The organism is Psychromonas sp. B3M02, assembly GCF_003318165.1.
Taxonomy (GTDB): domain Bacteria; phylum Pseudomonadota; class Gammaproteobacteria; order Enterobacterales; family Psychromonadaceae; genus Psychromonas.
The window spans coordinates 31,160-58,159 of the sequence record NZ_QOCB01000033.1 but is presented as its reverse complement, the minus strand read 5'-3'; the positions used below and the strand labels follow the sequence as shown (position 1 = coordinate 58,159).

At 39.1% G+C, this 27,000-nt stretch carries 22 protein-coding genes; 5 read left to right on the top strand and 17 right to left on the bottom strand.

Features of this window, described 5'->3' with window-relative positions; genetic code table 11:
* Positions 1-84: 84 nt before the first annotated feature.
* The 9 genes from DS885_RS04875 to mngA all read right to left on the bottom strand — a co-directional run bounded on the left by DS885_RS04875 (position 85) and on the right by mngA (position 11,853).
* Complete coding sequence (locus DS885_RS04875; protein ID WP_113818278.1) at positions 85-807, bottom strand: amino acid ABC transporter ATP-binding protein; 723 nt, start codon at positions 805-807, stop codon at positions 85-87.
* Entirely contained in the window at positions 804-1,454 is a 651-nt protein-coding gene (locus DS885_RS04870; protein ID WP_258546846.1) for an amino acid ABC transporter permease, read from the bottom strand. Before DS885_RS04870 ends, DS885_RS04875 begins: the two co-directional genes overlap by 4 nt.
* Positions 1,454-2,125, bottom strand: coding sequence for an amino acid ABC transporter permease (locus tag DS885_RS04865; RefSeq protein WP_113818276.1), 672 nt, complete (start codon positions 2,123-2,125; stop codon positions 1,454-1,456). Before DS885_RS04865 ends, DS885_RS04870 begins: the two co-directional genes overlap by 1 nt.
* A 209-nt stretch (positions 2,126-2,334) precedes the next feature.
* Positions 2,335-3,162, bottom strand: coding sequence for a transporter substrate-binding domain-containing protein (locus tag DS885_RS04860; protein WP_113818275.1), 828 nt, complete (start codon positions 3,160-3,162; stop codon positions 2,335-2,337).
* A 525-nt stretch (positions 3,163-3,687) separates the two neighbouring features.
* Positions 3,688-4,503: a nucleoside triphosphate pyrophosphohydrolase gene (gene mazG / locus DS885_RS04855; protein ID WP_113818274.1), complete on the bottom strand. Its 816-nt coding sequence runs from the start codon at positions 4,501-4,503 to the stop codon at positions 3,688-3,690.
* Between the two features lie 175 nt (positions 4,504-4,678).
* Positions 4,679-5,878, bottom strand: a complete 1,200-nt coding sequence (manA, locus tag DS885_RS04850; protein WP_220149644.1) for a mannose-6-phosphate isomerase, class I — start codon at positions 5,876-5,878, stop codon at positions 4,679-4,681.
* On the bottom strand, positions 5,875-7,068 hold the full coding sequence (locus DS885_RS04845; protein ID WP_113818273.1) for a glycerate kinase: 1,194 nt from the start codon (positions 7,066-7,068) through the stop codon (positions 5,875-5,877). The genes manA and DS885_RS04845 overlap by 4 nt, the downstream gene beginning before the upstream one ends.
* Before the next feature lie 102 nt (positions 7,069-7,170).
* Positions 7,171-9,816: a mannosylglycerate hydrolase gene (mngB, locus tag DS885_RS04840; protein WP_113818272.1), complete on the bottom strand. Its 2,646-nt coding sequence runs from the start codon at positions 9,814-9,816 to the stop codon at positions 7,171-7,173.
* Between the two features lie 105 nt (positions 9,817-9,921).
* Positions 9,922-11,853 carry a PTS 2-O-a-mannosyl-D-glycerate transporter subunit IIABC gene (mngA, locus tag DS885_RS04835; protein ID WP_113818271.1) on the bottom strand — a complete coding sequence of 644 codons (1,932 nt, stop codon included), beginning with the start codon at positions 11,851-11,853 and terminating at the stop codon, positions 9,922-9,924.
* Positions 11,854-12,162: 309 nt separating this feature from the next.
* Here mngA and DS885_RS04830 point away from each other — a divergent pair, with 309 nt between their 5' ends.
* Together DS885_RS04830 and DS885_RS04825 are read left to right on the top strand one after the other, a co-directional pair.
* Positions 12,163-12,879, top strand: a complete 717-nt coding sequence (locus DS885_RS04830; protein WP_113818270.1) for a GntR family transcriptional regulator — start codon at positions 12,163-12,165, stop codon at positions 12,877-12,879.
* Positions 12,880-13,292: 413 nt separating this feature from the next.
* Positions 13,293-14,681 carry an L-cystine transporter gene (locus tag DS885_RS04825; RefSeq protein ID WP_113818269.1) on the top strand — a complete coding sequence of 463 codons (1,389 nt, stop codon included), beginning with the start codon at positions 13,293-13,295 and terminating at the stop codon, positions 14,679-14,681.
* 87 nt (positions 14,682-14,768) lie between these two features.
* Here the strand turns inward: DS885_RS04825 and pdxJ are convergent, their stop codons facing one another.
* The 6 genes from pdxJ to lepA form a co-directional block, all read right to left on the bottom strand.
* A complete protein-coding gene (gene pdxJ / locus DS885_RS04820; protein ID WP_113818268.1) occupies positions 14,769-15,509 on the bottom strand; it encodes a pyridoxine 5'-phosphate synthase in 741 nt (246 codons plus the stop codon).
* 24 nt (positions 15,510-15,533) lie between these two features.
* Positions 15,534-16,235, bottom strand: coding sequence for a DNA repair protein RecO (recO, locus tag DS885_RS04815; RefSeq protein WP_113818267.1), 702 nt, complete (start codon positions 16,233-16,235; stop codon positions 15,534-15,536).
* A 35-nt stretch (positions 16,236-16,270) separates the two neighbouring features.
* Positions 16,271-17,173: a GTPase Era gene (gene era, locus DS885_RS04810; protein WP_113818266.1), complete on the bottom strand. Its 903-nt coding sequence runs from the start codon at positions 17,171-17,173 to the stop codon at positions 16,271-16,273.
* Positions 17,174-17,231: 58 nt separating this feature from the next.
* Positions 17,232-17,918 carry a ribonuclease III gene (rnc, locus tag DS885_RS04805; RefSeq protein WP_113818265.1) on the bottom strand — a complete coding sequence of 229 codons (687 nt, stop codon included), beginning with the start codon at positions 17,916-17,918 and terminating at the stop codon, positions 17,232-17,234.
* Positions 17,915-18,835 (bottom strand): signal peptidase I, encoded by a 921-nt coding sequence (lepB, locus tag DS885_RS04800; protein ID WP_113818264.1) that lies wholly within the window; start codon positions 18,833-18,835, stop codon positions 17,915-17,917. The genes rnc and lepB overlap by 4 nt, the downstream gene beginning before the upstream one ends.
* 143 nt (positions 18,836-18,978) lie before the next feature.
* Positions 18,979-20,775 (bottom strand): translation elongation factor 4, encoded by a 1,797-nt coding sequence (gene lepA / locus DS885_RS04795; protein ID WP_113818263.1) that lies wholly within the window; start codon positions 20,773-20,775, stop codon positions 18,979-18,981.
* 576 nt (positions 20,776-21,351) lie between these two features.
* On the opposite strand from lepA, the gene DS885_RS04790 reads away from it, so the two are divergent.
* Positions 21,352-21,813 (top strand): RNA recognition motif domain-containing protein, encoded by a 462-nt coding sequence (locus tag DS885_RS04790; protein WP_113818262.1) that lies wholly within the window; start codon positions 21,352-21,354, stop codon positions 21,811-21,813.
* Between the two features lie 82 nt (positions 21,814-21,895).
* Here the strand turns inward: DS885_RS04790 and DS885_RS04785 are convergent, their stop codons facing one another.
* Complete coding sequence (locus tag DS885_RS04785) at positions 21,896-22,756, bottom strand: LysR substrate-binding domain-containing protein (protein ID WP_113818261.1); 861 nt, start codon at positions 22,754-22,756, stop codon at positions 21,896-21,898.
* Between the two features lie 192 nt (positions 22,757-22,948).
* On the opposite strand from DS885_RS04785, the gene hisC reads away from it, so the two are divergent.
* Positions 22,949-24,037 carry a histidinol-phosphate transaminase gene (hisC, locus tag DS885_RS04780; protein WP_113818260.1) on the top strand — a complete coding sequence of 363 codons (1,089 nt, stop codon included), beginning with the start codon at positions 22,949-22,951 and terminating at the stop codon, positions 24,035-24,037.
* A gap of 15 nt (positions 24,038-24,052) precedes the next feature.
* Positions 24,053-24,829: an ABC transporter substrate-binding protein gene (locus DS885_RS04775; RefSeq protein ID WP_113818259.1), complete on the top strand. Its 777-nt coding sequence runs from the start codon at positions 24,053-24,055 to the stop codon at positions 24,827-24,829.
* Between the two features lie 65 nt (positions 24,830-24,894).
* Here DS885_RS04775 and DS885_RS04770 read toward each other — a convergent pair whose 3' ends face one another.
* Entirely contained in the window at positions 24,895-26,973 is a 2,079-nt protein-coding gene (locus tag DS885_RS04770; protein ID WP_113818258.1) for a S9 family peptidase, read from the bottom strand.
* Positions 26,974-27,000 lie beyond the last annotated feature (27 nt).

Sequence of the window (27,000 nt, the reverse complement as noted above, 5' to 3'; positions counted from 1 at the left end):
CCGCAAATCATTTGGTTTTTAAAGCTAAATTAAAAAAACGGCGCTATTAGTTAGTAACTAGTAGCGCCGTTTTCGAAATAGCGATTAAAGAACTTTACTTAAAAACTGCTTAGTACGCTCTTTTTGTGGGTTCTCTAACACCTGTTGCGGGGTACCCATCTCTTCGATTAACCCTTTATGGAAAAAGGCCACTTTATCAGAGACCTCTTTGGCAAAGGCGATCTCATGGGTCACACAAATCATGGTCATGCCATCATCACGTAATAACCTCAATGTATCCAACACCTCACCCACAAGTTCAGGGTCTAATGCCGAGGTCACTTCATCGAACAACATATAAGGCGGATCCATCGCTAGTGCGCGCGCAATCGCTAAACGTTGCTGCTGACCACCAGACATCTTGGTTGGATATTCATGTAACTTATCCCCTAGTCCCACATGAGTAAGCTCTTTTGTAGCAATCTCTTCGGCTTTTTCTTTACTAAAACCTTTTACCACTTGTGGCGCTAATGCCGCATTTTCCAATACCGTTAAGTGCGGGAAGGAGTTCCATTGTTGGAATACCATGCCTAAATTTTGTCTTAGTTGGTTTTTATCCGTATTTTTATCGTGAACATCTACCCCATCCACTAATATCTTGCCGCCATTAATCGCTTCAATAGCATTAATACAATATAGAAGCGTTGATTTACCGCTACCACTGGCACCGATAATACTGACTACTTCGCCTTTTTTAACATCAAGATCAATACCTTTTAATACTTCTAAATCACCAAAAGATTTATGAACACCTTTGATTTCTATCATCTTGTCATTTTCCTTTCTATGTATTTACCATAAAGCGACAATGGGTAAGAGATCAAAAAATAAAATAACCCTACGCCTACTAAAATCATCACGGCCTGTTGCGAACGTGATATCAACTGCTCTGCAGTTCTTAACAATTCCATATAACCAATGACCGATACCAGTGCTGAGTCTTTAATCACACTCAAGCCAACACCTATCCATGACGGTAATACCGACCGCATGCCAATCGGAATACTAATATGTCGGACAGTTTGCCAATAACTCATGCCCAATGAGCGCGCTGCTTTCTTGGTCGCTGCGGGCACATTATCAAAACCACTTCTAAATACCTCAACCATAAAGGCCATGGTATACAGTGATAAAATAATCGAGCCAGCTACAAATGGTTCAAGTGGGTAACCCATGGCACCAATAAAAGTACTGAATAAGATAAGCTGAATAATCAGGGGTACCGATTTTAAAATGTCCAGTACACCACCTAAACACATATTCACTATCTTGTTACCTTCTGCTCTAGCAAACCCCAGCACTAAACCTAAAATAGTACCGAAGAAGATCGCAATCACAGAGATATAAACGGTGTTTAACACACCCGTTAAAATGAAACCTGCATCATTCCAAGAGATAGGAGTAAATAAATTCATTATGATAACTCCCCTTTAAAGACACGTTTCGATACTAAGTGTGCAGCAAATAACACTAGCTTAGCAATTACGTAATACATGGCCGCAGCGACAATAAAGAACTCTAAGGTTCTAAAAGAGCTAGACTGTAAACGTTGTGTTTCTCCTGACAAATCATTCATTCCCACTAATATCCCCAATGAACTCATTAATATTGACCAGATAAATTGATTGGTCATTGGGTGATAAATGCGTCTAAACATTTGCGGTAAGATAATATGACGATATGCCTGCACACTATTCATGCCTAAAGAGCGCGCTGCATTGTATTGTGTTGGTGGAATAGATTGAAAACCACCACGAAATGTTTCTGCTAAATACCCACCATTTACAAATACTAAGGCAGCAAAAACCGATAAGTAAGGGCTTAAATGGATGCCGTAAGCACCTAAGCCAAAGTAAGCCATATAAATCAGAAATAATGCCGGTGTATTTCGAGAAAGCTCAATCCATATACTGGATAAAAAAGATAAAATCTTAGAGTTAGACATTTTACCCAATGCTAAAAAAACCGCCGCAACGATCCCTACTAACATTGATAAAACAGAGACGTGTAATGTAGTAAATGCGCCACCTAATAATTGCGGAAAAGCATCCCATACTACATTCCAATGAAAGTTATAACTATCCATATACCCTCTTTAAATAATTCAAACTGCAGTGAGTTAAACTCAAATGCTACTTTGTCCATCCCCAATAAATATTGCTATTAGGAGCCTGTTTGAATTTTTGATATTACGAAAGTGAAAAACTGCCCTATTAATAGGGTCTCTCTACTATAAAAACAAATGGCCTACTTTATTTAAAATAAAAGTAGGCCATTAAATAATGACGCTAGAGATTAGCGGTTTTCAATTAACGCTTTCACCATATCTTCAGATACAGGAGAACCAAAATGTTTAACATGTAAATCGTTTAACTTACCGTCACGCACTTGGTGGATTAAGAATAGATTTAAGTAATTGATCCAAGCAATCTCATCACGCTTAGCAATAATACCTACCACATCATCATAGTTAGGCACGTAAGGACCAGCAACAAAGTCATCAAATTGCCCAGAAGCTAATTTTGTTGCAATGTTGGTATTAGTTGAAACAAGTGCATCGATTTTACCTTGGTATAAACCTAGGAATGCATCATTTTCAGATTTGAAAGAGGTGTAATTATCTCTTCCCCAGCCTTTTTCGTCAGCGTATTTAAAGTACTCTGTTTCGTAAGTAGTACCAATGGCAGCACCCACTTTAACGTTTTTAAGGTCATCAAAAGAATCGATTTCCACGCCTTTTTTAGATAACACTTGGAATTTAAAAACAAAGTAAGGATAAGTGAAACCAACTGACTTAGCTCGTTCTAGCGTGTCTGAAGTAGAACCGATAACCACATCTGTTTTTGAAGAGATTAAAGAAGGGATCCTGTCTGCCCAAGTTAAATTAATAACGTTAGATTTAACGCCTAATGCTTCTGCTAAATCATTACAGTAGTCAACATCAAAACCTGCTGGTTGGTTGTCTTTATCAGTGTAGCCCATAGGTGGGAAATCAAGTACCACACCGCAATTTAGTGCGCCTCGCTCAATCACCGTATCTAAGGCATCTGCATTGGCTGTAGATAAAGCACCTATCGCCGCCATTGAAGCAACAACCATCGAGATTTTTTTAACTAACTTCATACTTCCTCCGTGAGTTTTACGAATAATAAATTTTCAACTACCACCTTCGCTAGCATCCTAACTAGCCTGATCAAATAACTTTCGTTTTCCATATCAATATTGAAAAAGAAAACTATTTTGTATAACGCTAAATTAAGGCGTCTAATGAATGTGGTTAGTTTGATGGGTAGTCAAATCATTTACCCAAATGCGTATTTGCATATTTATTAACATATCATAAATAAATCAACGATTCTTCGAAGTACAAAATTCCATCAGGGTTTGTTTGAAAAATAACAGTGTTATTAACGCGCAAAAATAGAGTCGATCAGGTGTGTTTAAGATTGGTGATATTAGCTAAGAGACCTATAGCCATAGGGTCTATAGCTAGGTCACTGAAATTTAAAGGAGTCGATTATTAAAGGTCATAAAACAGTAGGAAAAATTTAATGAAATTAAATGTAAAAAGTGTGAAAAGGCAGCAAGATTGTTTAAGTTTCATACACAAAATAACTCCCTTTGACTCCCTTAATAGCATCAAGCAAGTTATTGAGGAAGGTGCTTAATCTCATTCCAAATTGCATCTAATTCATTCAATGTGCAATCCCCCATCTCTTTACCTAATGCTCTAACATGTGCCTCAACACGCTTAAAACGCGTTGAAAACTTGCTATTTGCTTGAGTTAATACTTGCTCTGGATTAGCTTTTAGGTGGCGAATCAAATTAACATTGGCAAATAATAGATCACCTAATTCATCGACAATACGCTCTTTTTGTTGAGCATCATTTAGATCCGTGCGTTTCACTTCCACTAATACTTCATCTAGCTCTTCATGAATTTTAGCAACCACAGGCTCTAATTCCGCCCAATCAAACCCGACACTGGCAGCGCGCTTTTGAATTTTGTAAGCACGCGTTAAGGCAGGTAATGCTAATGGAATATTATCTAATACACTCTCTTGTTTATTTTGTGATTGTGCTTTTTTCTGACGCTCTTTCTCTTTTTCTGCTTCCCAGTTGGCATTAATTTCAGCATCCGTTTTTATTTCTGAAGTAGAAAACACATGAGGGTGACGACGGATCAATTTTTCATTCAATACCGCCAATATGTCATCAAATTCAAATAATTCCTGCTCTTTGGCCATTTGTGCATAAAACACCACTTGGAATAATAGGTCTCCTAATTCGCCTTTTAGATCATCAAAGTCTTTATTGGCAATCGCATCAGCCACTTCATAGGCTTCTTCTATAGTATGAGGAACCACGCTATCAAAGGTTTGCTTTAAGTCCCAAGGGCAGCCTGTTTCCGGGGTACGAAGTTGCTGCATAATAGAGAGTAATTGCGTTAAGTTAGCTGACATGAAATATTCCCAAAGTACTAAAAAATAGATTAATACAAGAATCATAAATGCTCGGTTCTATTGATGCAAAGGATTCATGAAAGACGCATTAAAAGCACCTGAGGTTTAAGCAAAAAAATACCCGCTAAGAATACTATTGGCGGGTATTTTTTATTTTAATAGTAAACAGGTTTTATTAGTTAAAAGCGCGAGCGACACGCCCTTTACTGGTTAATTCATACTGTTTCACATAAGCGGGAATAAACACTGACTGCCCTTTCTTAAACACAATCACTTCACCAGTGTCATGAGTTAAGGTTACATCGGAGTCCAATGCTAATAAGATTTCAGCACTGTCAACGTGAAGCGTCAGTGCATCAATGTTTTCAAAGAGCGCAAATTTAAAGTCCTCAACAGGGATTGCATAATATTGTCCACCTTCTTTTTGCTCAGGCACAAAGCGTAATGAATCAAAAGGAATGGCTTCAAATTTAGTACAAGCCACCAGCTCATTTACATCCATATATTTAGGCGTTAATCCTGCACGTAAGACATTGTCTGAATTTGCCATTATTTCTAGCCCAGTTCCCTTCAAGTACGCATGTGGCGTACAAGCATATAGGAACATAGCTTCACCAGGCTGTAGAGTGATCACATTGAGCATTAATGGCGTAAATAAACCAATGTCTGTCGGGTGTTGCAATGATAGTTCTATAATCAGTGAGCATAGTGGCTCTTCCTTATGCTGTTCGACATATTCCAATAACTCTCGCACTGCATTGTTTTTATCCATGCCTTGTAATGACAGTAATTCAGAAAAGAATGTTTTCAATCCTGCTGAATCCAAATTATTTGCAAATTCTTCAACTAAGCCTTTAATAGCCGTTAAGTTTGCTTGTTTAAACAATCCAATAATTTCTTCAAATTCTCGGAAACCGTTCATCGCTTGATAAGGCGTTAAGGCATAAACCAACTCTGGTTTATGATTGGGATCTTTATAATTACGATTAGCAGCATTAAGCGGAATACCTGCCGCCTCTTCTTTAGCAAACCCAGCTTCTGCTTGTGCTTTACTTGGATGCACTTGGACAGATAATGCTTCGCCAGCGGCTAATACTTTAAATAAGTAAGGCAATTCAGCAAATTGAGCATTAGTTTGAGGTGTTAAAATGGCATTTTTGTCTTGTTCGATAAAGTCAGATAATAATTTCTCTGCTCCTTTATCATTAACTTTAGAGCAACCATTAAGGTGTGCCCCCATCCAAATTTCAGCTTGATGTTGATTACCTGGATTTTCTATATCCAAGAGTGTACTGATCGCGGTTCTGCTTCCCCAAACATAATCTTGGATAACATTTTCCATAGGTAAGAAGCAAGATGAAGTAGTGTAAGTCATAGTGAAGCCTTATCAATTAAGTTAACTGATTCAATGTGGTTTGTAATAGGGAGTTGGTTGCCGATAGCTAAAGTGGCTGCGATATTTCTGGCGGTGCGCGTTAAGTTGTCGCTCGCTTCGCTAAACACTTGGTTTAAGGATTGTGGTGATCTGACGCTGCCAAATATGCTGTTGATTACGCTGTATAGTTGGTCTACTTCGCGACCTAATGAACCAGCAATCGCAATCACAGGAATGCCTTGTTTTTCGGCTCGTTTCGCGATACCAAAAGGCGCTTTGCCATTAAGCGTTTGGTTATCCATCATGCCTTCACCAGAGATAACTAAATCAACACTAGGTAATAGCTGATCAACTTTTAAGATATCCAAGACCATGTCGATACCCGCTTTGATCTCAATATTAAAGGCAAGCGACAAACCTAAAGGGGCACCTCCAGCAGCACCAAAACCAGCACTTTGTTGATGATTAATATGAGTCGTCTGTTGAGCAATATCAGCGAAGTGCCCTAATGCATGATCGAGTAACTCAACCATCTCAGGCGTTGCACCTTTTTGCGGACCAAACACAGCGCTGGCACCGTTTTTTCCAGTTAATGGATTAGATACATCGCAAGCCACAACAAACTCCACATCCTTACAACGCGGATCAAGTTGGCTTAAGTCGATTCTGGCTAAGTTTGCTAAGGCTGCCCCACCAAATGGTAATCGATTCCCTTGAGCATCTAATAAGCGTCCTCCTAATGCCTGTAAAATACCTGCGCCAGCATCGTTAGTTGCACTGCCCCCTAATCCCAACAGGATTTTTTGTACACCTAAATCCAGTGCTTGCAGTATTGATTGGCCGGTTCCATAACTCGTCGCGTTTAGCGGGTCACGTTGTGTAGGCGTTATTAAATCAAGACCTGATGCAGCTGCAATTTCAATCAGCGCTGTTTTGCTTTTGCCGTCGTCAAACAATGCCCAAGTAGCATTCACATCAGCACTAACAGGCCCCCGCACCGATTGCGTTTGTTGCTGGCCATCCAACGCATCGAGCAACACATCAACCGTCCCTTCACCGCCATCGGCTAGGGGGATCTTGATATATTCGCAATCAGGAAAAATGGCAGAAAAACCCTTTTCGATGCAGCTTGCTACAGCAGTAGCGGTAAGTGATTCTTTAAAGGAATCTGGTGCAATAATTATTTTCATCAGCTCACCTTGAGCCCCCCTCGGTTTAAGGAGGCGTATGGAAAAAGAACGGGGTTTAAAAGGGAGTTAACTAGTTAACCAATTAACTCCCTTTATTAAGCGTTAAAACTTAACGCGGAAGGTTTTAGCTTGGCAGGGAGCCAGTGAGCCAAAGTGTTGCAATGGAAGTGTTTCCACTTGCGGTTTTGGTGTTTCATCCATTAACGTTTCCACCCACTCTGTAACTGGGGAAGTAAACTCAATGTCACCATTAATGGTTTGTGTTTGTGATGGGTTATATACACGAATGATTAATGCATCTTCGTCTTCAGATTTTTTCAATACACTTAACACCACACCATTTTTAGGAGCGCTACATAAGCTGTAGGTAAGTGGAATATTTTGCTCTCCAATATTTAGCTTCATGGCGTTAAATGGAATTTTATTGTAAGCCTGAATTGGAGTGACATTATCACGAGCTGCAGACATCACATCAGCATCAATATGGTTACCAGCAAAGCCGTATAGAGTGAATTCACAAACGATTTTTCCACGTACTTGTGAGTCTGGCGTTGGAATTTTAATGCCCGATGGACGGCCAGGACGAAGTAATAGATTCTCTTTACCTAATACCCCGATGCCACGGAATAACGTTAATGCAAATGTGTCACGCTGCTCACTTTGGTTAGCAATGATTTCGAACTCACGTAAACCATTGGTCATCACAGCAAAACCTGCTTTTTCATTTTCAAGTGCAGCAAAGTTCATTAATTGGTAAATTGGAACTGGCGCTTCTTTCCACTTCTCTTCTTCCCAAACTTGCATTGCAGGATCATCAGTAGGACGTGAAATAAGACCAAATTGGTTATCAGCGACCACAGTATCAGTTACAAACGGCGTAGGAATAAGTACACGAACACGATGATCATCGGCTTGGTTATCTAACTCCATACGTACTTCAATACGGCGAGAGTCTTGTTTTAATACAACTTGGCACTCAACATCTACGTAACCGTCTTGGTCACTACGCTGTTCACGAGACACTAAGTTAGCAGGCAGATCCATACGGAATTTAATATGCGCAACCGACTGTAATGCTTGATGCTCTACTCTTGTTTCGACGTCAAAATCCGTTGAATACAACAACCACTCTTTACGTGAAGGTGAGTAATCATATTCATCACCATCGTCAGAACCATCTTCAAGGCGTAAAACTTGCTCAAATGTTTGTTCTGTTTCTTTGTCGAAGATAGTTAATGTACCGTCATTGTTGACTGTAATGCTGTAAAAGCTGTTTTCTAATACGTTAGCTTCTGCTTGTGCAGCAACTTGAACGGCACCTTGTTGGTTAGCTTTGATATGTAAAGTAGTAAAGCCCATTGCTGGTACATTGACTTTTAACTGAATATCAAACTCCATGAACGGGTCATAGTTACCGTAGTGCACAATTTGACGGTCGATTTTACCAGGATCAATTTCACGTTGGCCTTCGATAAAGTACTCAATCTCATTGCCTGCATCATCAACAATACTGAACTCTTGAGCACGAATCGTGATCATGGTGTTCACCACTTCTTCACGTGCATAAGTAGAAAGGTTAAAGAACGCTAATTTATCGCAACCCTCTTTTTCTGGCATATGATCTACAATTTTACGTTTGTAGAAGTTGATAAGGTTAGTCGCCATATCATCAGCAAGAATGTAACGATTTAGAATTTCAGCATGCACTTTATCGCTACAACAACATCCAATAGAATCATGAGCATGGTTTTTCATGCTTTCTTTCCACATTTTTTCGATCAAACCATGGTGATAATCAAAACCCAGTTTGAAAGCAATTGAAGCAAGTGGCTCTAAAATGTTAACGATTTTGTTTTCTACTTGTGCATGAATTAACTTAATGTCCATACGTGTAGAAGATATACTGCGGTGAACACGCATGTATTTACCATCGTTGAATTCACCCTTGATCGTATCTAGTTGGTCTCGTTGTGCTTCAATTTTTTCAAACACTTCTTCAAAGCGACTCATTAAGAACTCACGATCTGGGTAAGCTTCACGAAGAATATCCATCACTTCAAAAATATTCTTTTGAATCGGCATTTGGTCATGGCCATTCGGTAAAAGAATGTCTTTGGTGACAGATGCGTTTTCTAACACTTTTAAATAAGTATCTAAACGAGTAGTTAATGCGTCTTTGTCTTCAGGTAAGTATTTACCAATAGCATAACCTAGTGGTAAAACCTGAGCTGTCACTTCACTGCCGTCATTTGACTGCCATAAGAACTCTGTTTTATTGGTACCGTGACGCTCTGAACAACCACGCCAAAACATAGTGCGGTCAATTCCAAAACCATTGTAAATCATTGGTAACTGAGAGCTCATAGAGAACGAGTCTGGTAGGTAACCAATTTTCATAGGGTCACCTAATGCTAAACAATCGCGCATTCCGTAAAGCATGTTACGCACAATTGACTCACCTGAAACTTGCATAGTATCTGTCTGAGAGTACCAAGGACCAACAATCAATTTACCTGCTTCAACTAGTGCTTTAACGCGCTCTTTGCCACCAGGAATAACCGTAAAGTAGTCTTCAAGTAATGCGGTTTGACCGTCTAGTACGTAATATTTGTACTCAGGATCTGTTTCCAGACGGTTCATAATTTCTTCCATGTTATTCACAAGTAAAATACGAGATTCTTCAGTTGTGAAGTACCACTCACGGTCCCAGTGCATGTGAGGAGTAATGTGTACGCGAGACGTAGTCATAATTTTATACCTTAAAATAATTTGTTTATGTTGGTTGTAACCATTACTTTTTAAGAAAATGTTCCTCAGGCATAGCGGTGTTCGCTAGCTATACCTATTTAGTTTTTAGTTAGCTGTCACTGATGCTAGATTTTGCTTTTTAGCGTGGCGCGCTCTCCAACTGATTAACACGGCAGTTGAAATAATCGCCCCTAGTAATGCAGCACCAAACCAAATTCCCGCAGCCATAAAGCTACCGACACCGGCGTCGTGTAATAAGAAGATAGAGAAGATACCTGCACCTGGTGTTGATAGACCAATACCTGCTGCACCAACAATTGCACCTGTCACAACTGAACCAACAAGGAATGAACCGATAACACGAATTGGATCTTCAATAGCCATTGGGATAGCCCCTTCGGTAATACCCGCAAGACCCAATAACCAAGTTGATTTACCCACTTCAATTTCAAAATCTTTAAATAGACGTGGCGCAATCATGGTTGAGAAAGTCACAGTGAAAGCAGATACCATTTTCACTGAACCAAAGATGGCATAAGGACCGTAAACACCGTTGGCCATTGCACCTAAACAAAATGCATAAGAGGCTTTGTTGACAGGACCACCTAAGTCAAAAGAAACAAAAATCCCGATAATTGCACCCAATAAAAGTGTATTGGTACCAGACAAACTGTTTAACCAATCTGTTAGACCTTGATTTAAAAATGCAACGGGTTTACCGATAACAAATAACATCAAGCTACCAACCACCAAGGTACCGATCACTGGGTAAAGGTAGAAAGTTAAAAAACCATTAAATGCAGGGCTTAAACGTAGGTTCTCTTTGATCCAACGCATTACATAGCCAGCAATTAAGCCACCAACAACACCGCCTAAGAAACCAGAACCGATTAAGTTCGCGGCTAAACCCGCAGCAAAACCTGGGCCTAAAGCAGGTTTATCGGCAATTGAAAAAGCAGTATAAGCAGCTAATACAGGTACCATTAATGTACCCAACATGCCGCCACCTAATTTTCTGTACATCCATAACCAAGAGCCATCGGTCGCGTAGACATCTTGCAAATCAAACATTTGGGCGATTAACACCGCAATAGCAAGTACTGAGCCACCAGCAACAATCAATGGAACAGCAAAAGAGATACCACTTAACAGAGCACGTTTAAGTTCCGTTTTAATAGGTAACTTCTTAGGCGCATCTTCGGTTTGAGTAACACGCTCAGTACTATCACCATTTTTTGCAGCTTCAAGTGCTTGATTAATAATTCTTTCAGCGTGTTTGATTGGTTCAGCAACTGGCGTTTCAACACGTGGGATACCTTCAAATCGTTCGATATCTTTTACCGCAACCTCAGTAGCAAAAACACAGGCAACCGCTTCGTTTAATTGTGCAGCGGTTAAACGGTCTTCAATACCATTAGCACCTTGTTTCTCAACATAGACATTAACGCCTAATTTTTTACCGGCTTTTTCTAGATATTCAGCAGACATGTATGTATGTGCGATACCAGCAGGACAAGCAGTGACACACACTACTGTTGGCTTGCTTTTATCTAATTCAACTTGCTCTTTAACTACTTTTTTACCATCTAGTAATGCTAATACTTGATCGGCGGTATCTGCATTGAGCACTGCGGCACGAATATCATCATCAACTAAGGTGGTCGTTAGCTCGGTCAATACTTGTATATGTGTTGAACCGGCTTCTGCGTTAGGGATAGCCAGTAAGAAAATTAAATTAACTTCTTCCTGTTCGTCCTCATCTACCACTTCCCACTTTAGATCTTGTTTTAAGGTAGCAACGGCAAAACTTGCTTCCTTAACCGCATCAGTTTTACCATGAGGAACAGCCAACCCTTCACCTAGTGCAGTTGGCCCTTCTTGTTCACGCTCGAAAACAGCATCCAAAAATGCTTTTTTATCATTAAGTTTGCCTGCTTCATCTAACTTTTCAGTTAGGGCATGAATCGCTTCTTCTTTAGTAGAAAAGCTAGTTTTCAATGCCATCAAAGCAGTATTAGTCAATGTTGTAATTTTCATGATTCTTGTCCCATTCCAATCAATCCCACAAATATAATCGTTCATCATTCAACAAAGACAATATTAATACCTATTTAATACATATTTTGCGATCTAGATCACCTAAAGCAAAGTTTGTATTTAAATTTGTATTAACAAATAGTATTTAACCATAAATAATGATGTGAATCACACTTTTTATTAAGAATTTGATTCAATAGAAGTGATTAAACCCACATTTGACTTTAATTTGTATTGTTATTTTGCATTTGTATTAAAACAGATTTATGAGTAATCTATTGATATCTACAACCCAATTAAGAGGTTTACATGGCAAAATTACCTAGGTATCGCGAAATTGCTGATGCCATTCGAACAAAAATAGACTCTGGTGAATGTAAAGTAGGGGAGGCACTACCCACAGAGGCAGAATTGGTAAAAGAGTTTGCAGCCAGCCGTGTCACTGTTAGACAGGCATTAAAACTATTAATTGAAAATAATGAATTAGAGAGTGTTCAAGGAAGTGGGACTTACGTTAAAGAGAAGAAAGTAAATTACGATATTTATCAACAATCTACATTTGAAGAGAAGTGGGCACACCTGGGCTTACATACTCACAGTGACGTACTTACTTTTGAAGTCATGTGCCCAAGCTTAACCATGGCTGAAAACCTCAACATTACTGAAAAAGATCGTGTGTATTATGTAAAGCGCGTGCGTTATATAGAAGACAACCCTATTACAGTTGAAGAAACCTGGATGCCTTTAGCGTTATTTCCAGATTTAACTTATGACGTGATGCGTCATTCAAAATATGATTATATTGAAAATACTAAAAAGTTAGTGATTGACCGCAGTGAGCAGGAAGTGATCCCTATTTTACCACCAAAAGAGATTGCAACCTTATTGGGCATTGACACTAGCCAGCCAATTATCGAAAAGAGAACTCGCAGTTTTTTACAAGACAATACGGTATTTGAATATAGTATTAATACTTTTAAAACAACAGATTACAAATTCACTCTCGTGTCGAAACGTCGCCAATAATAAGAAAATATTAACGCGAGATAATCTAGCTGTTACTTATTGAGTTCTCATTCAGTAAGTAACCCTAAAGCTCCCTCTTCAAAAGCATAAATTAGCTGATGATTTTTTTGGGGGGTAATGAGTGAAGCTCATCAAGTTAACAATGTAATGGATCTATTGCCTTTTGTTTCTTGCTGTTTGTCCCCTCCCCCAAAAAGTAAATACTCATAAAACTGCATGATCAAATATTCACTTAACCTAAAATCCATTTAAGTTATTACTTATAACCAAACGACATAAACAATGGTTTATCTGGCTTTGTTATTTGCTTATTAGGTGATTAAAATCCCTGCCCATCTCATCTAACGCTCTAGTTAGGTGAAAATAAAATCAATGTTATTCATTTCATTCGTACTTATTATTAAGGAAATTCCATGTCAATTGCAGTTATCGCTAACTTAGCGGTATTTGTTTTCATCCTGTTGTTCTTATTTAAGCAGCAAAGAAAAGCTAATACATTATCTCGACAAGTCTTACTAGGCTTAGTATTAGGTAGTGCTTTTGGTCTTATTATTCACCTTATTTATGGTGAAACTAACCCGATCATCAAACACACATTAGAATGGGTTAATGTAGTGGGTAGTAGCTACGTTGGGCTATTAAAGATGGTGATCATGCCATTAGTATTAGTGTCCATGATTGCAGCAGTAGTAAAGCTTGAAAACTCGGGTTCATTAGGAAAGATTAGTGCATTAACCATTGCTATTTTGTTATTCACTACCATGATTGCAGCGCTGATTGGTATTGTGGTAACACAAAGCTTTGGTCTTTCAGCTGCAGGCTTGTCTGAAGGTGTGCGTGAAACGGCCCGTATCAGTGTATTAGAAAGTCGTTTAGGCAGCGTCGCTGACCTGACTATCCCACAAATGTTGGTTAGTTTTATTCCTACTAATCCTTTTGCTGATTTAACAGGTGCCCGTTCTACGTCGATTATTGCTGTGGTAATATTTGGCATTCTTGTAGGTATTGCGGCTCGCCGAGTGATGATTGAAAAACAAGAGCTTGAAGCGCCTATTCGCACCTTTATCGAAGCGGCACAATCTGTTGTGATGCGTTTAGTAAAAATGATCATTGCACTCACGCCATATGGTATTGCGGCATTAATGGCAAAAGTCGTTGCGACATCTAGCTTAAATGATATTTTAAATTTATTAGGCTTTATTGTTGCTTCTTACATTGCTATTTTCTTAATGTTTATCGTACATGGTGTATTGGTTTCGCTAGTAGGCGTTAGCCCTGCTCAATACTTTAAACGTATTTGGCCAGTATTAACCTTTGCTTTTACCTCTCGTAGCTCTGCAGCGACTATTCCTTTGAATGTCGAAGCACAAATAACCAAGTTAAATGTGCCACCAGCCATTGCTAATTTATCTGCGACTTTTGGCGCAACCATTGGACAAAATGGCTGTGCGGGTATCTACCCTGCTATGCTTGCAGTAATGGTCGCGCCGACCATGGGTATTAACCCGATGGAAATTAACTTCATTCTGTCGTTAGTAGCGATTATTGCTATTAGTTCATTTGGTATTGCTGGGGTGGGCGGTGGTGCAACCTTTGCTGCTTTGATCGTATTACCTGCTATGGGTTTGCCTGTTACTATCGCAGCCTTACTGATCTCTATTGAGCCTTTAATCGATATGGCGCGTACCGCATTGAATGTAAGTGGTGCAATGACTGCAGGCACTATTACTTCACGTATATTGGGTGATAAAAAAGCGATCAACAAATCGTTTAACCAAACCGCTAGACAAGCGGTAGATTAACTAAAAAATCCCACTCACCTTGCCCGATAACCAGTATCAGACAAAATGAGTGGGATTATAAATTTTTTTATATTAGGTAGTAGAGCGTTATAAACTCTGATTACGCCCTTCTACCATTAAGCGTTTCATTTCACTTACCGCAACAGCAAAGCCATCTACTAATGCACGAGCAACAATGGCATGCCCAATGTTAAGCTCAATAATTTCTGGTAAAGCAGCAATCGGTTTAACATTATGATAATTCAAGCCATGGCCCGCATTCACTTTGATACCGGCTTTCTGGCCATAAGTGGCAGCTTTAGCAACACGAGCCAATTCAGCTTCTTGAACCGCCTCGCTTTCCGCGTCGGCATACTGCCCCGTATGTAACTCAACATAAGCAGCTTGCATTTTCACTGCTGCATCAATTTGTGCAGCTTCAGGGTCGATGAACAAACTCACTTGAATATTAGCTGCATTTAAGCGACTAACAGCATCGGCTATTTTATCGTAATTACCCACTACATCTAAACCACCTTCAGTGGTCAACTCTTCACGCTTTTCTGGTACTAAACAAACAAAAGCAGGTTTGGTTTTTAATGCAATCTCTACCATTTCATCTGTCACTGCCATTTCTAAATTCATGCGTGTTTGTAATGTTTGCGCTAATACCGCAACATCACGGTCATGAATATGACGGCGATCTTCACGTAGGTGAATAGTAATACCATCTGCACCAGAAGTTTCAGCAACAGCGGCTAAATGTGCAGGCTCAGGATAACAAGTGCCACGTGCATTACGTAAGGTTGCAACGTGGTCAATATTCACACCTAATAAAATTTTGCTCATCTTCTTTCCTTTATCTCTACTCTGTTATTTAGCTGCAAACAAGGTGCGGCTATGAAGTGGCTTATCGCCTAATAAGTTTGCTAATGCTTGACGACAAAAACGCTTTGCCATCTTCAGTGTGGCTTCACTATCGAGCTTGCGTTGCGATAGATTGATAATATCTTGGCCATCATAAACTTGCTCAGGTTTACAGATAGCTTGTTTAGCAAAAAAACCAAGCTGCTGTTGATACTGATACTGAAAACCGGCTTCAATCAACTCTTCGCTATACACATCTTGCTCAAAATTAACACCATAACCAAGTGTTTCTAATAGTGTTAACTCAAACAAGCGAAGTGATTTTTGCGGATCTTCGTCGCGGGCAATACTAATTAAAGTACGTTGGTAACATTCAAATAGACCATCACAGGCAGTTTCAGCTTGTAATAAACGATACAGTAGCTCGTTGATATACATAGCAATATAAAGTCGTTGCCCATGTAATGGCACCACTTGTGTTTGTGCTTCCAAGGATTTGACTGTTTTTAAGCTACCGCGTCCAAAGTAACTGGCTAACAATAAGGTGAAGGGTTGGGGCATACCACGTTTCATACGGGTACTGCTTCTACCACCTTTAAAAATAAGACTAACTTTACCTATATCTTGGCAAAACAAGTCAACGATCTGACTTGTTTCACCATAGGGACGACGATGCAGTATAAACGCATTGTGACACTCAATAGACATTCAAAAACCCCTATCAGCAACATGCTCAGCGACCATTAGCCGCTGTAATCATCACCGTAACCTAACGAACGTAATGCACGATCATCATCAGCCCAACCAGATTTCACTTTGACCCAGATCTCTAGAAATACTTTTGAATCAAATAACTCTTCCATATCGATACGTGCTTGTTTACCGATAGCTTTTAACTTCTCACCTTTGTTACCTATCACCATGCGTTTTTGGCCATCACGCTCTACCAAAATAAGGGCGTTGATATGCAATAAACCATTGGCTTTTTGCTTAAATTGCTCAATTTCAACAGTAACAGAATAAGGTAACTCATCGCCTAAAAAGCGCATTAGTTTTTCACGTACTATCTCTGATGCCATAAAACGAGAAGAGCGATCCGTAATATAATCATCAGGGAAGTAGAACTCTGACTCAGGCAAAATATCTTTCGCCCACTGTCTAATTTTCTCTACGTTATCACCAGATTTAGCCGACATAGGTAAGATATGTGCAAAGTTAAAACGCTCGCCTAGCTGTTGAAGATGTGGCAATAACAGTTCTTTATCTTCGACATTATCAATTTTATTAACAGCCAAAATAACTGGGCATTTTTGATGTGTTAGTTTCTTTAATACCATCTCATCATCTTCATTCCAATTGGTCCCCTCAACAACAAAGACCACCATTTCAACATCATTAATTGAACTTGATGCAGCACGATTCATCAGACGGTTAATGGCACGTTTTTCTTCAATATGTAACCCTGGTGTATCAACAAAAATAGTTTGATAATCACCATCGGTATCAATACCTAAAATACGGTGACGGGTAGTTTGTGCTTTACGTGAAGTAATACTTACTTTTTGACCAAGCAAGGCATTGATTAGGGTCGATTTGCCTACATTAGGGCGTCCGACGATGGCTACTAAGCCACATTTTTGAGTCATTATTTAGCTCCTAATAAGGTTAATGATAGTGAAGTATAAAGTTTAGTAACAGGTAACATTATTGGTCACCCAACAAAGCAGTTAACATAGTTTGTGCAGCCAATTGCTCTGCTTTACGGCGGCTAGTGCCTTTGCCTTGCACAGGCTGCATCCCTTCGATTTGACAGCTCATGGTAAACTGTTGGTTGTGCGCTTCGCCTTTCACATCTAATACTTCATAAACAGGCAAGGCTTGCTTACGAGATTGCAGGTGTTCCTGTAGACGTGTTTTAGGGTCTTTCTGCGTAATACCAGGCTTAATGGTTTTTAAACGGCTATCAAACCAACTTAAAACGAGTTTATTGACGGTATCAATGTCTGAGTCTAGGAATACCGCACCAATAATCGCTTCTACACCATCGGCAATAATAGAGTCACGGCGGAAACCACCGCTTTTTAACTCTCCGGGCCCTAAGATCAGGCAATCACTTAATACAAACTCACGCCCTACCTCAGACAACATTTTTCCGCAGACTAAGGTGGCACGCATACGGCTTAAATCACCTTCATCAACTTTTGGAAAACGTTTATACAGATCCGTTGAAATAGCGAAACTTAAAATAGAATCCCCTAAAAATTCTAAGCGCTCGTTATGTAAGCCTAATGCACTTCTATGCGTTAATGCTTGTTTTAATAACGAGAAATCTGAAAATTGGTATCCAATACGCTTCTCTAAACGTTTTAACTCTTGTTCTTTCATCTTCATTTAATACTACCTATACGCTCAAAACGCACATTACTTGGTACCCAACTTGGTAAGAAGTCATCTGCGCCTCGGTCAAACTCAAAACTAATCCATTTTGCTACGGCTTTACCCACTAGGTTACGCTCAGGAACAAATCCCCAAAAACGGCTATCACGACTATTGTCGCGGTTATCACCCATTACAAAATAATTGCCTTCTGGTACAACCCACTCATAGGTATATGTCGATATATCTTTTTGTTGGTAATAAGCTTCCACTTGTTCTCTTCGTAAAGGGTTAATTAATAACTGGTGTTCTACGTCACCTAATACTTCAGAATAAACTTTTACCGTATTGCTCTCGTTTTTAAAATCTTGCTCACCTAAGAAAGAGGTATCTAATTTTTTATAATCACCACAACTAGCATCACCACATGCAGGCGCAATATAAAGGGCTTTATCTTTATAAACGATACGATCACCGGGTAAACCTACAACACGCTTAATAAAATCTACGCGTTGATCTTCTGGATATTTAAATACAGCAACGTCTCCGCGTTCAGGGTGACCTGTTGGAATCAATGTATTTTGCCAAACCGGTTCTTTAATACCATATGAAAACTTCTCAACTAAGATAAAGTCCCCAACGAGTAAAGTCGGCATCATCGAACCCGATGGAATTTGGAAAGGCTCATAAATAAAAGATCGTAATACAAATACAATTGCAATAACCGGGAAAAGGCCACGTGCATTTTCAATGATTGGATTTTCTGGGTACATTTTAGCTAGCTTTTTATCATCTAATTTAATATCAGATTTAGCCTGTAATTCAGCATATGCTTGCTTGCGTTTTTTTGCCCACTTAATTTTATCAATAACCCAAATAACGCCTGTAACTAACGTTAAAATAACTAATATTAGTGCAAATGAGTTTGCCATTTTTTTTCCTAATGAATGTAAATCATATTAATTAATGTATTTAACTAATATGACTCGTTTAAAATACAAAATGCGCTGATCGATTAACCAGCGCATTTCCATTAAATAATGATTACTTTTCCTGCTAACACAGTAATCACAAACTACTTATCTTTACCGATATGTAATACCGCTAAGAAGGCTTCCTGTGGCACATCAACATTACCAACAGACTTCATGCGTTTTTTACCCTCTTTCTGTTTCTTCAGTAGTTTTTTCTTACGACTGATATCACCACCGTAACATTTTGCTAATACGTTCTTGGTTAATTGCTTAACCGTTGAACGTGCAATAATCTTGCTACCAATCGCGGCTTGAATCGCAATGTTAAACATTTGACGAGGGATCAGTTCCTTCATTTTTTCAACTAGATCACGGCCGTAACTTTCTGAATTATCTCGGTGCGTGATTAATGCTAATGCATCAACACGATCGCCATTGATCATAACATCAACACGTACCATGTCAGACGCTTCATAACGTACAAAGTTATATTCCAATGATGCATAACCACGACTAGTTGATTTCAAACGGTCGAACAGATCCATTACTACTTCACCCATTGGGATCTCGTAAGTTAATGCAACTTGGTTACCGTGGTAAGCCATCTTCGTTTGTACACCACGTTTATTAATACATAAAGTAATTACATTACCTAGGTAGTCTTGTGGTACCAGAATATTACATTCCGCAATTGGCTCACGAATCTCACTAATATCATTAGTTGGTGGTAGTTTAGCTGGGCTATCTACATATTGAACTTCACCATCATTTTTCTCTACTTCGTAGATTACTGTTGGTGCCGTAGTAATAAGGTCAATGTCGTATTCACGCTCTAAACGCTCTTGGATGATCTCCATGTGTAATAAACCAAGGAAACCACAACGGAAACCAAAGCCTAATGCAGATGAGTTCTCTGGCTCATATAAAAGCGACGCATCATTAATACTTAATTTACCCAATGCATCACGGAAGTTTTCGTAATCATCAGAACTTACAGGGAATAAACCTGCGTAAACTTGTGGTTGAACACGCTTAAACCCAGGTAACACTTCAGGAGAAGGATTATCAGCTAAGGTTAAAGTATCACCTACTGGCGCACCTAGAATATCCTTAATACCAGAAATAACATAACCTACTTCACCGGCTTTTAAGATACCTGTTTCTTTTTGCTTAGGCGTAAAGTAACCCACTTTAGTCACTAAATGAACTTGACCTGTGGTCATTACTTTCATTTTATCGCCGACTTTAATCTGACCATGTTTAATACGTACCAATGACACTACGCCTTGGTAGTTATCAAACCATGAGTCAATAATCAGCGCCTGCAATGGTGCATCTAGCTCACCTTCTGGCGGCGGGATCATTTTTACGATCTCTTCTAATACTAGGTCAATGCCGATGCCAGTTTTCGCCGAACAACGTACAGCCTCAGTCGCATCGATACCAACAATATCTTCGATCTCTTCAGCAACACGCTCAGGCTCTGCCGCAGGTAAATCAATTTTGTTTAAGATTGGGACAACTTCTAAATCCATCTCTAATGCGGTGTAACAGTTTGCTAATGTCTGTGCTTCAACGCCTTGACCAGCATCAACTACCAATAATGCCCCTTCACAAGCGGCTAAAGAACGTGATACTTCATAGGAGAAATCCACGTGTCCTGGTGTATCGATAAAGTTTAATTGGTAAGTTTCACCGTCTAGCGCTTTATAGTCTAAGGTAACACTTTGTGCTTTGATGGTAATGCCACGTTCACGCTCAATATCCATAGAGTCAGTTACTTGCGCTGCCATTTCACGTTCCGTTAATCCTCCACAGGTGCTGATTAAACGGTCTGACAATGTCGACTTACCATGGTCAATATGAGCAATGATTGAAAAGTTACGAATGTTTTTCATGAATACGTTAAATACCTTATTAGTGACTACATTTTGCATTGTGATACAGGTTAATCTAATAAAAACCACTTTATCACAGCGAACTTAATGGCTTTTTAGCCGTGTTTTTAGTCGCTTTAATGCTAATTTTTTATGTCCGATGTTAATTTATCTATTTTGAGCATATTAATTGCCGTGCATTCTAGCGAATTTCTGTTTTAATCTCCATCTTTATAGCGCTATCGCGTTAATGGATCTTCACTGAATTTTTTAACCTTGTTTTTAATTGTAAAAAAAATTTAACATTCTCCAAAAAAACCAGTTTAAGTATAAAAAACCACCACCTAGCGCTCACAATTCAACCACAAACAGCGAGGCTTAGTTCACATTTTTAACTTTTCTTAAACAAGATCAAAGCGGATCAAGCAATCTATTAACGCTAACCGTTGTTTTTAACATACAATAGATATCGCTTTTAATGGATTGATAATGGCAAGGATTATGCCACCCATTCTCAAAAGCTTCATGAGCTATTTTCATCGACAATGAAATGATGCTTACGTTTCTATTCTTTTCTTATTTTGAGGTTATTAAATTATGAAATCAAACACTCCAGTGTTGCTTTCTGTTGCAGTTGCTATTATTGGCGCAGCTGCCATTGCTTTACTCCAAATCAGCCTTGACGGCGCCGTTTTATTTGCAGCAGGAGCTGTAATAAGTGGTTTTCTTATTCAATTTGCAAACTCAGCAAAAAGTGCTCCATCAGAAGGCACAGCTGAAGTTGATTTTGCAACAACAACACTTTACGTTGGCAACTTACCTTATCGTGCAAATGAAATGGCTATTCGCACATTGTTTTCTGAGCATGGTAAAGTGATTTCGGTACGTTTAATGAAAGACAAACACACGGGTAAGCGCCGTGGTTTTGGTTTTGTTGAAATGCCAGAAAGTGATGCGGCAAATGCAATTGAAGCATTAAATGAACAAGAGTTCCAAGAACGTTCATTAAAAGTACGAGAAGCTAACGAACGTGCTCCTCGTAAAGAAACTACTGAATAGTTAATTTCAATAGAAATTTAAAAAGCCGAGGCAAGTCGCGTACTTCTCTCGGCTTTTTTGTACCTATTATTTCAAAATACGATCAAGCTAACCAAGTTAATAAAGTATGTAATGGTAAATGATTACTCTTTTCTGGATAAACCAAGTAATAAGCTTTACCAGAATTTAGCTGTAATGGATGAGGCATAATTAACTGCCCTGTTTGCACATCCGCAGAGGCTAACATCACATCACCAATACTAATCCCAAACCCTTGCTTAGCGGCACTTACCGCTAAATCTAAAGTAGCAAACTGCTGATTATGTTTAGCCAGTAAATTATCATCTCCAGCCAGAGCCAACCACTGCTTCCAATCATGCTGCTGAGGAGTGGAATGCAACCAAGGAAACTTCCTCATCTCTTCAATGTTGAGTTGAGCAGTCCCTTTTGGTAATAACGAAGGAGCGCAAACAGGCGTTAAGACTTCTTCAAATAAGCATTGGCTTATTAAGCTCTGATCACTTACTTCCTCACAATAACAAACCGCTGCATCAAAGGCTTCTGAAGAGAAATTAATGTCATGCTTAATAGAGGATGTTAATTCAACAGTGATATCTGGAAATGCTTGCTGAAAAGCCATGATTTTTGGTAATAACCAATTACTAATACAACTTGGCGCTTTTAATCTCACCACAGGATTAACACTAGAGACTTCAGCAACGGCACTTTTCATCTGATTAATCACTTGCTTCACCAATGGTAAAAATTGCGTGCCCTTTTCTGTCAGGCTCAAACCACGTGCATGACGATGAAACAATTGAATATCGAGCTTTTTCTCCAAAGAGATAATTTGTCGACTTACCGCTCCTTGCGTCACATTTAACTGTTGTGCAGCGAGGGTAAATTTAAGGTGATCGGCCGTGACAATAAAAGCCTGCATCTCAGTGGTAGAAGGTAACCGCATATTCAAGAGTATCTCGTGTATAAAGGGAATAGGTTTAACGTTATTAGGTATGATTTTTTAGCATAGCTAGTATACCTATTTTTCGTTTCATCTTTCAATGAAGATTTGTTTAAATCGGCTTACAAACTGAATATTTATTCTAACTTTTAGATTAAATATTCACTTAACAATTCACTCAATGGAAGTTGATTAATGCAATCTCTCGCAGCACAGTTAGTCCCTAAAGCAGTTAAAAAGCTAGTTCCTTACCAATCTGCACGCCGCATCGGTGGCCAAGGACACCTTTGGTTAAATGCCAATGAATTAGAACAATCTGCGCATTATGGAGATTTTCAACAAGGCAGTAATGACCATTACAACCGTTACCCTGATTTTCTACCTCACGATACGGCACAAGCTTACCTTGAATATTGCCAACAAAGTGTTGGTAAACTAGATTGTGAGGTAATAGCGGTACGAGGTGCTGATGAGGCAATAGACCTATTGATCCGCACCTTTTGCCATCCAGGTAAAGACCAAATAATTATCTGCCCACCCACCTATGGCATGTATGAGTTTTGTGCGGATTCATTTTCTGTTAATACCTGTAAAATCCCACTATTGGCAGATTTTCAATTAGATGTAGAACAGATTAAAGAGCAACTTCCTAACAGCCCATTACTGTTTTTATGTTCGCCTAATAACCCAACGGGAAATAGCATCCATGAAGCCGATATCGTTACTTTATTAGAAGCAAGTAAGGATTCAACACTGGTAGTGGTTGATGAAGCCTATATCGAGTTTTCGTCACAACAAAGTGCTTTATGCTTAATGAATAAGTACCCACACCTTGTGGTTATTAGAACACTATCAAAAGCCTTTGGTTTAGCAGCTATTCGTTGTGGATTTTTACTCGCAGATAGCAGTGTAATGACTTACATTAACCGTCTTATTGCACCTTACCCAATTGCCGACCCAACGGCTGAAATAGCATTAAAAGCACTGTCTAATACAGGACTAGAACTTATGCAAAAACAAACAAACCAATTAATTCAAGTGCGAGAATGGTTTAAATCGCAGCTAATGTTATTAGATTCTGTACAACATGTATTTGGTAGCGAAACTAACTTTGTGCTCATTCGTTTCAAAGGTCACCTTGAAACCTACCAGCACCTGATTAAGAAAGGTATTGTGACAAGAGACCAAGCACATGAACCGGCATTACAAGATTGCGTACGTATTAGTATTGGCTCTAAAGAGAGCATGCTTGAAACGTTAAATGCACTTAAAACATTAAATTAACTAAAAGGACTTATCATGAAATCATTAAAAATTGCGGCACTATTATTATCAAGTATGTTGATAGCGCCACTTCACGCGGCAAGCTCAAAAACAGTACGTTTGTCTTCGGACTTTACTTACCCACCTTTTAACTACAAGGATGAAACAGGCAAACCAGTTGGTTTTGATATTGAGATTGCCGATGCCCTATGTGCGCAGGCAGAGTTGAATTGTGAATGGGTAACGTTAGCTTGGGATGGTCTTATCCCGGGATTACTATCAAGAAAATCTGATGTGATCATGGCGTCAATGCGTATCACTGAAGAGCGTAAAAAGCGTGTGTTATTCACCGATAAATATTACCAAACACCAGCCAGCTTTGTAGCAGCAAAAGATGCAATCTTTAGCATTGATAAAGCCGGCTTAAAAGGCAAAGTAATTGGTGTGCAAGTAGGTACAATCCACGATAATTATGTGACTGATATGTACGGCGATGTTGCTGATATCAAGCGTTACACAGGGCAAGACCAAGTGTATATCGATCTAAAAAATGGCCGTTTAGATGCCGCCTTTGCTAACTCAGATCAACTGGTATTGGCTTTTCTAGAAAAGCCGGAAGGCAAAGATTTTGCTTTAAAAGGGAAACTAGTTACTGATAAAGCCTATGTGGGTGAAGGCACAGCATTAGCTTTACGTAAAAGAGATACAAAACTAGCAGAGCAGTTTAATAAAGCCATTGCAGAGATCCGTGCTAACGGTACTTACGACAAGATTGCTGCTAAATACTTTAGCTTTGATATTTACGGTCAATAAGTTTTAACTTTATAATAAAAAGCTGATTGTTAATCACTCAACAATCAGCTTTTATAAATGACCGTTTAACTCGCCAAATCAATCAAAAAAGCAAACTCTCTTGCGATATCTTCAAAGTGTTTAAATCGCCCTGATTTACCACCGTGTCCTGCTTCCATATCCGTATACAATAATAGCTGATTATCATCGGTTTTTAACTCACGTAACTTAGCAACCCATTTAGCAGGCTCCCAATACTGTACCTGTGAGTCATGTAAACCAGTGGTGACCAACATATGCGGATAATCTTGCGCAACCACTTGATCATACGGGCTATAACTTAAAATATACTCATAATACTCTGGATCATTAGGGTTCCCCCATTCATCATACTCTCCAGTAGTCAGTGGAATAGTGTCATCCAACATAGTTGATACCACATCAACAAAAGGCACGGCAGCTACTACGCCTTTGTATAACTCTGGGGCTTGATTGATAATCGCGCCCATCAACAATCCACCAGCACTTCCCCCCATTGCAAACACTTTCTCTTTGGCACCATAGCCTTTTTCTACCAGTGTTTTAGAGACATCTACAAAGTCGTTAAAGGTGTTTTTCTTTTGTAATAATTTCCCTTGTTCATACCAATCACGGCCCAGTTCTTCACCACCACGAATATGTGCAACGGCATAAACAAAACCACGGTCTAGCAAACTCAAATTAGCTGAACTAAAACCAATATCTAAACTGTGTCCGTAGGAGCCATAGGCATAAATTAATAAAGGATTTTGTTGATTAAATAAGTCACGCTTATAAACCAAAGAGACAGGCACTTCGACACCATCACGCGCCGTCACCCAAACTCGCTCACTTTGATAATCGTCACTCGTAAAATCGCCCATCACTTGGCTTTGTTTTAATAACGTCGTTTCACCGGTTTCTAAATCTAATTCATACACAGTTGATGGCGTAGTAAACGAAGTATATTGATAACGGAATTTACTGCTATTTGATTGCGGGTTGTAATGACTGAATACCGTGTAAACAGGATCATTAAAACTTAATGTTTTAGACTCACCGGTTTTAAAACTAATTTGACGTAATACAGGTAAACCTAATTCACGCTCTTCCACTACTAGCCAGTTATCCATTAATTCATAACCTTCGAGTAGCACAGCTTCTCTGGCTGGCACTAATACTTGCCACTCACTTGCCTGAGTCACCGCAAAGCTTTCTGAGGTTGCTACTAATGTATGTAATGCGAAATTTTTTCCTGTGATATTACTGCGAATAAAAAATGTATCTTGGAAATGGTCAACACTGTACTCATGATCTCGCTGTCTTGGTAAGAAACAGGTAAAGCCTTGCTCTGGGGTATTAGCATCTAAAATTAAACATTCTGAGGTCATGGTGCTATCAGCACAAATCACTAAATAATCTTCTGAACGTGTTTTATATAGATTTAAATAGAAGGTGTCATCTAACTCCTCGTAAACCAGTTGATCATTAGCAGGATCATCCCCTAATTGATGACGATAAACTTGGTAAGGCAATAGGGTTTGTTGATCTTGTTTTACATAAAAGAGTGTTTGATTATCGTTTGCCCATACCACATCAGTGACATCTTCAATACTTTCATCAAACATCTCATTGGTGGCTAAGTCTTTAAATCGTAATGTATATTGGCGACGACTCACGGTATCTTCAGTAAAGGCTAATAACTGTGAGTTAGGGGATAAACTTAAAGCGCCTAGTTGATAATAGGCAAAACCTTCCGCGCGCTGATTACAGTCGAAAAAGATCACTTCTTCGCCCTTCTCCTCGCCATCTTGGCTGCCTTTTTGGCGAGAATAAACACTGTAATCTTTACCTTCATCATAACGAGAGGTATACCAAAAGCCTTTTTTAAAATAGGGAACAGAGGCTAATTCAGGCTCCTGTCTCGCCACCATCTCATCATATAAAGTAGTTTGAAGATCGGATAATGGTGCCATCACTTTTTCTGTGTAAGCATTCTCTTCTTCTAAATAAGCTAATACAGCAGGATCTTGACGGTTATCATCACGTAACCAAAAGTAATTATCTTGGCGTTGATGATCGTGAGTATTATGTACGTGAGGTTTAATGTCAGCTTTTGGGATCTCAAGATCAACTTGATTGGTCATATTCTCTCTCTTTTAGGTAGTTCATCA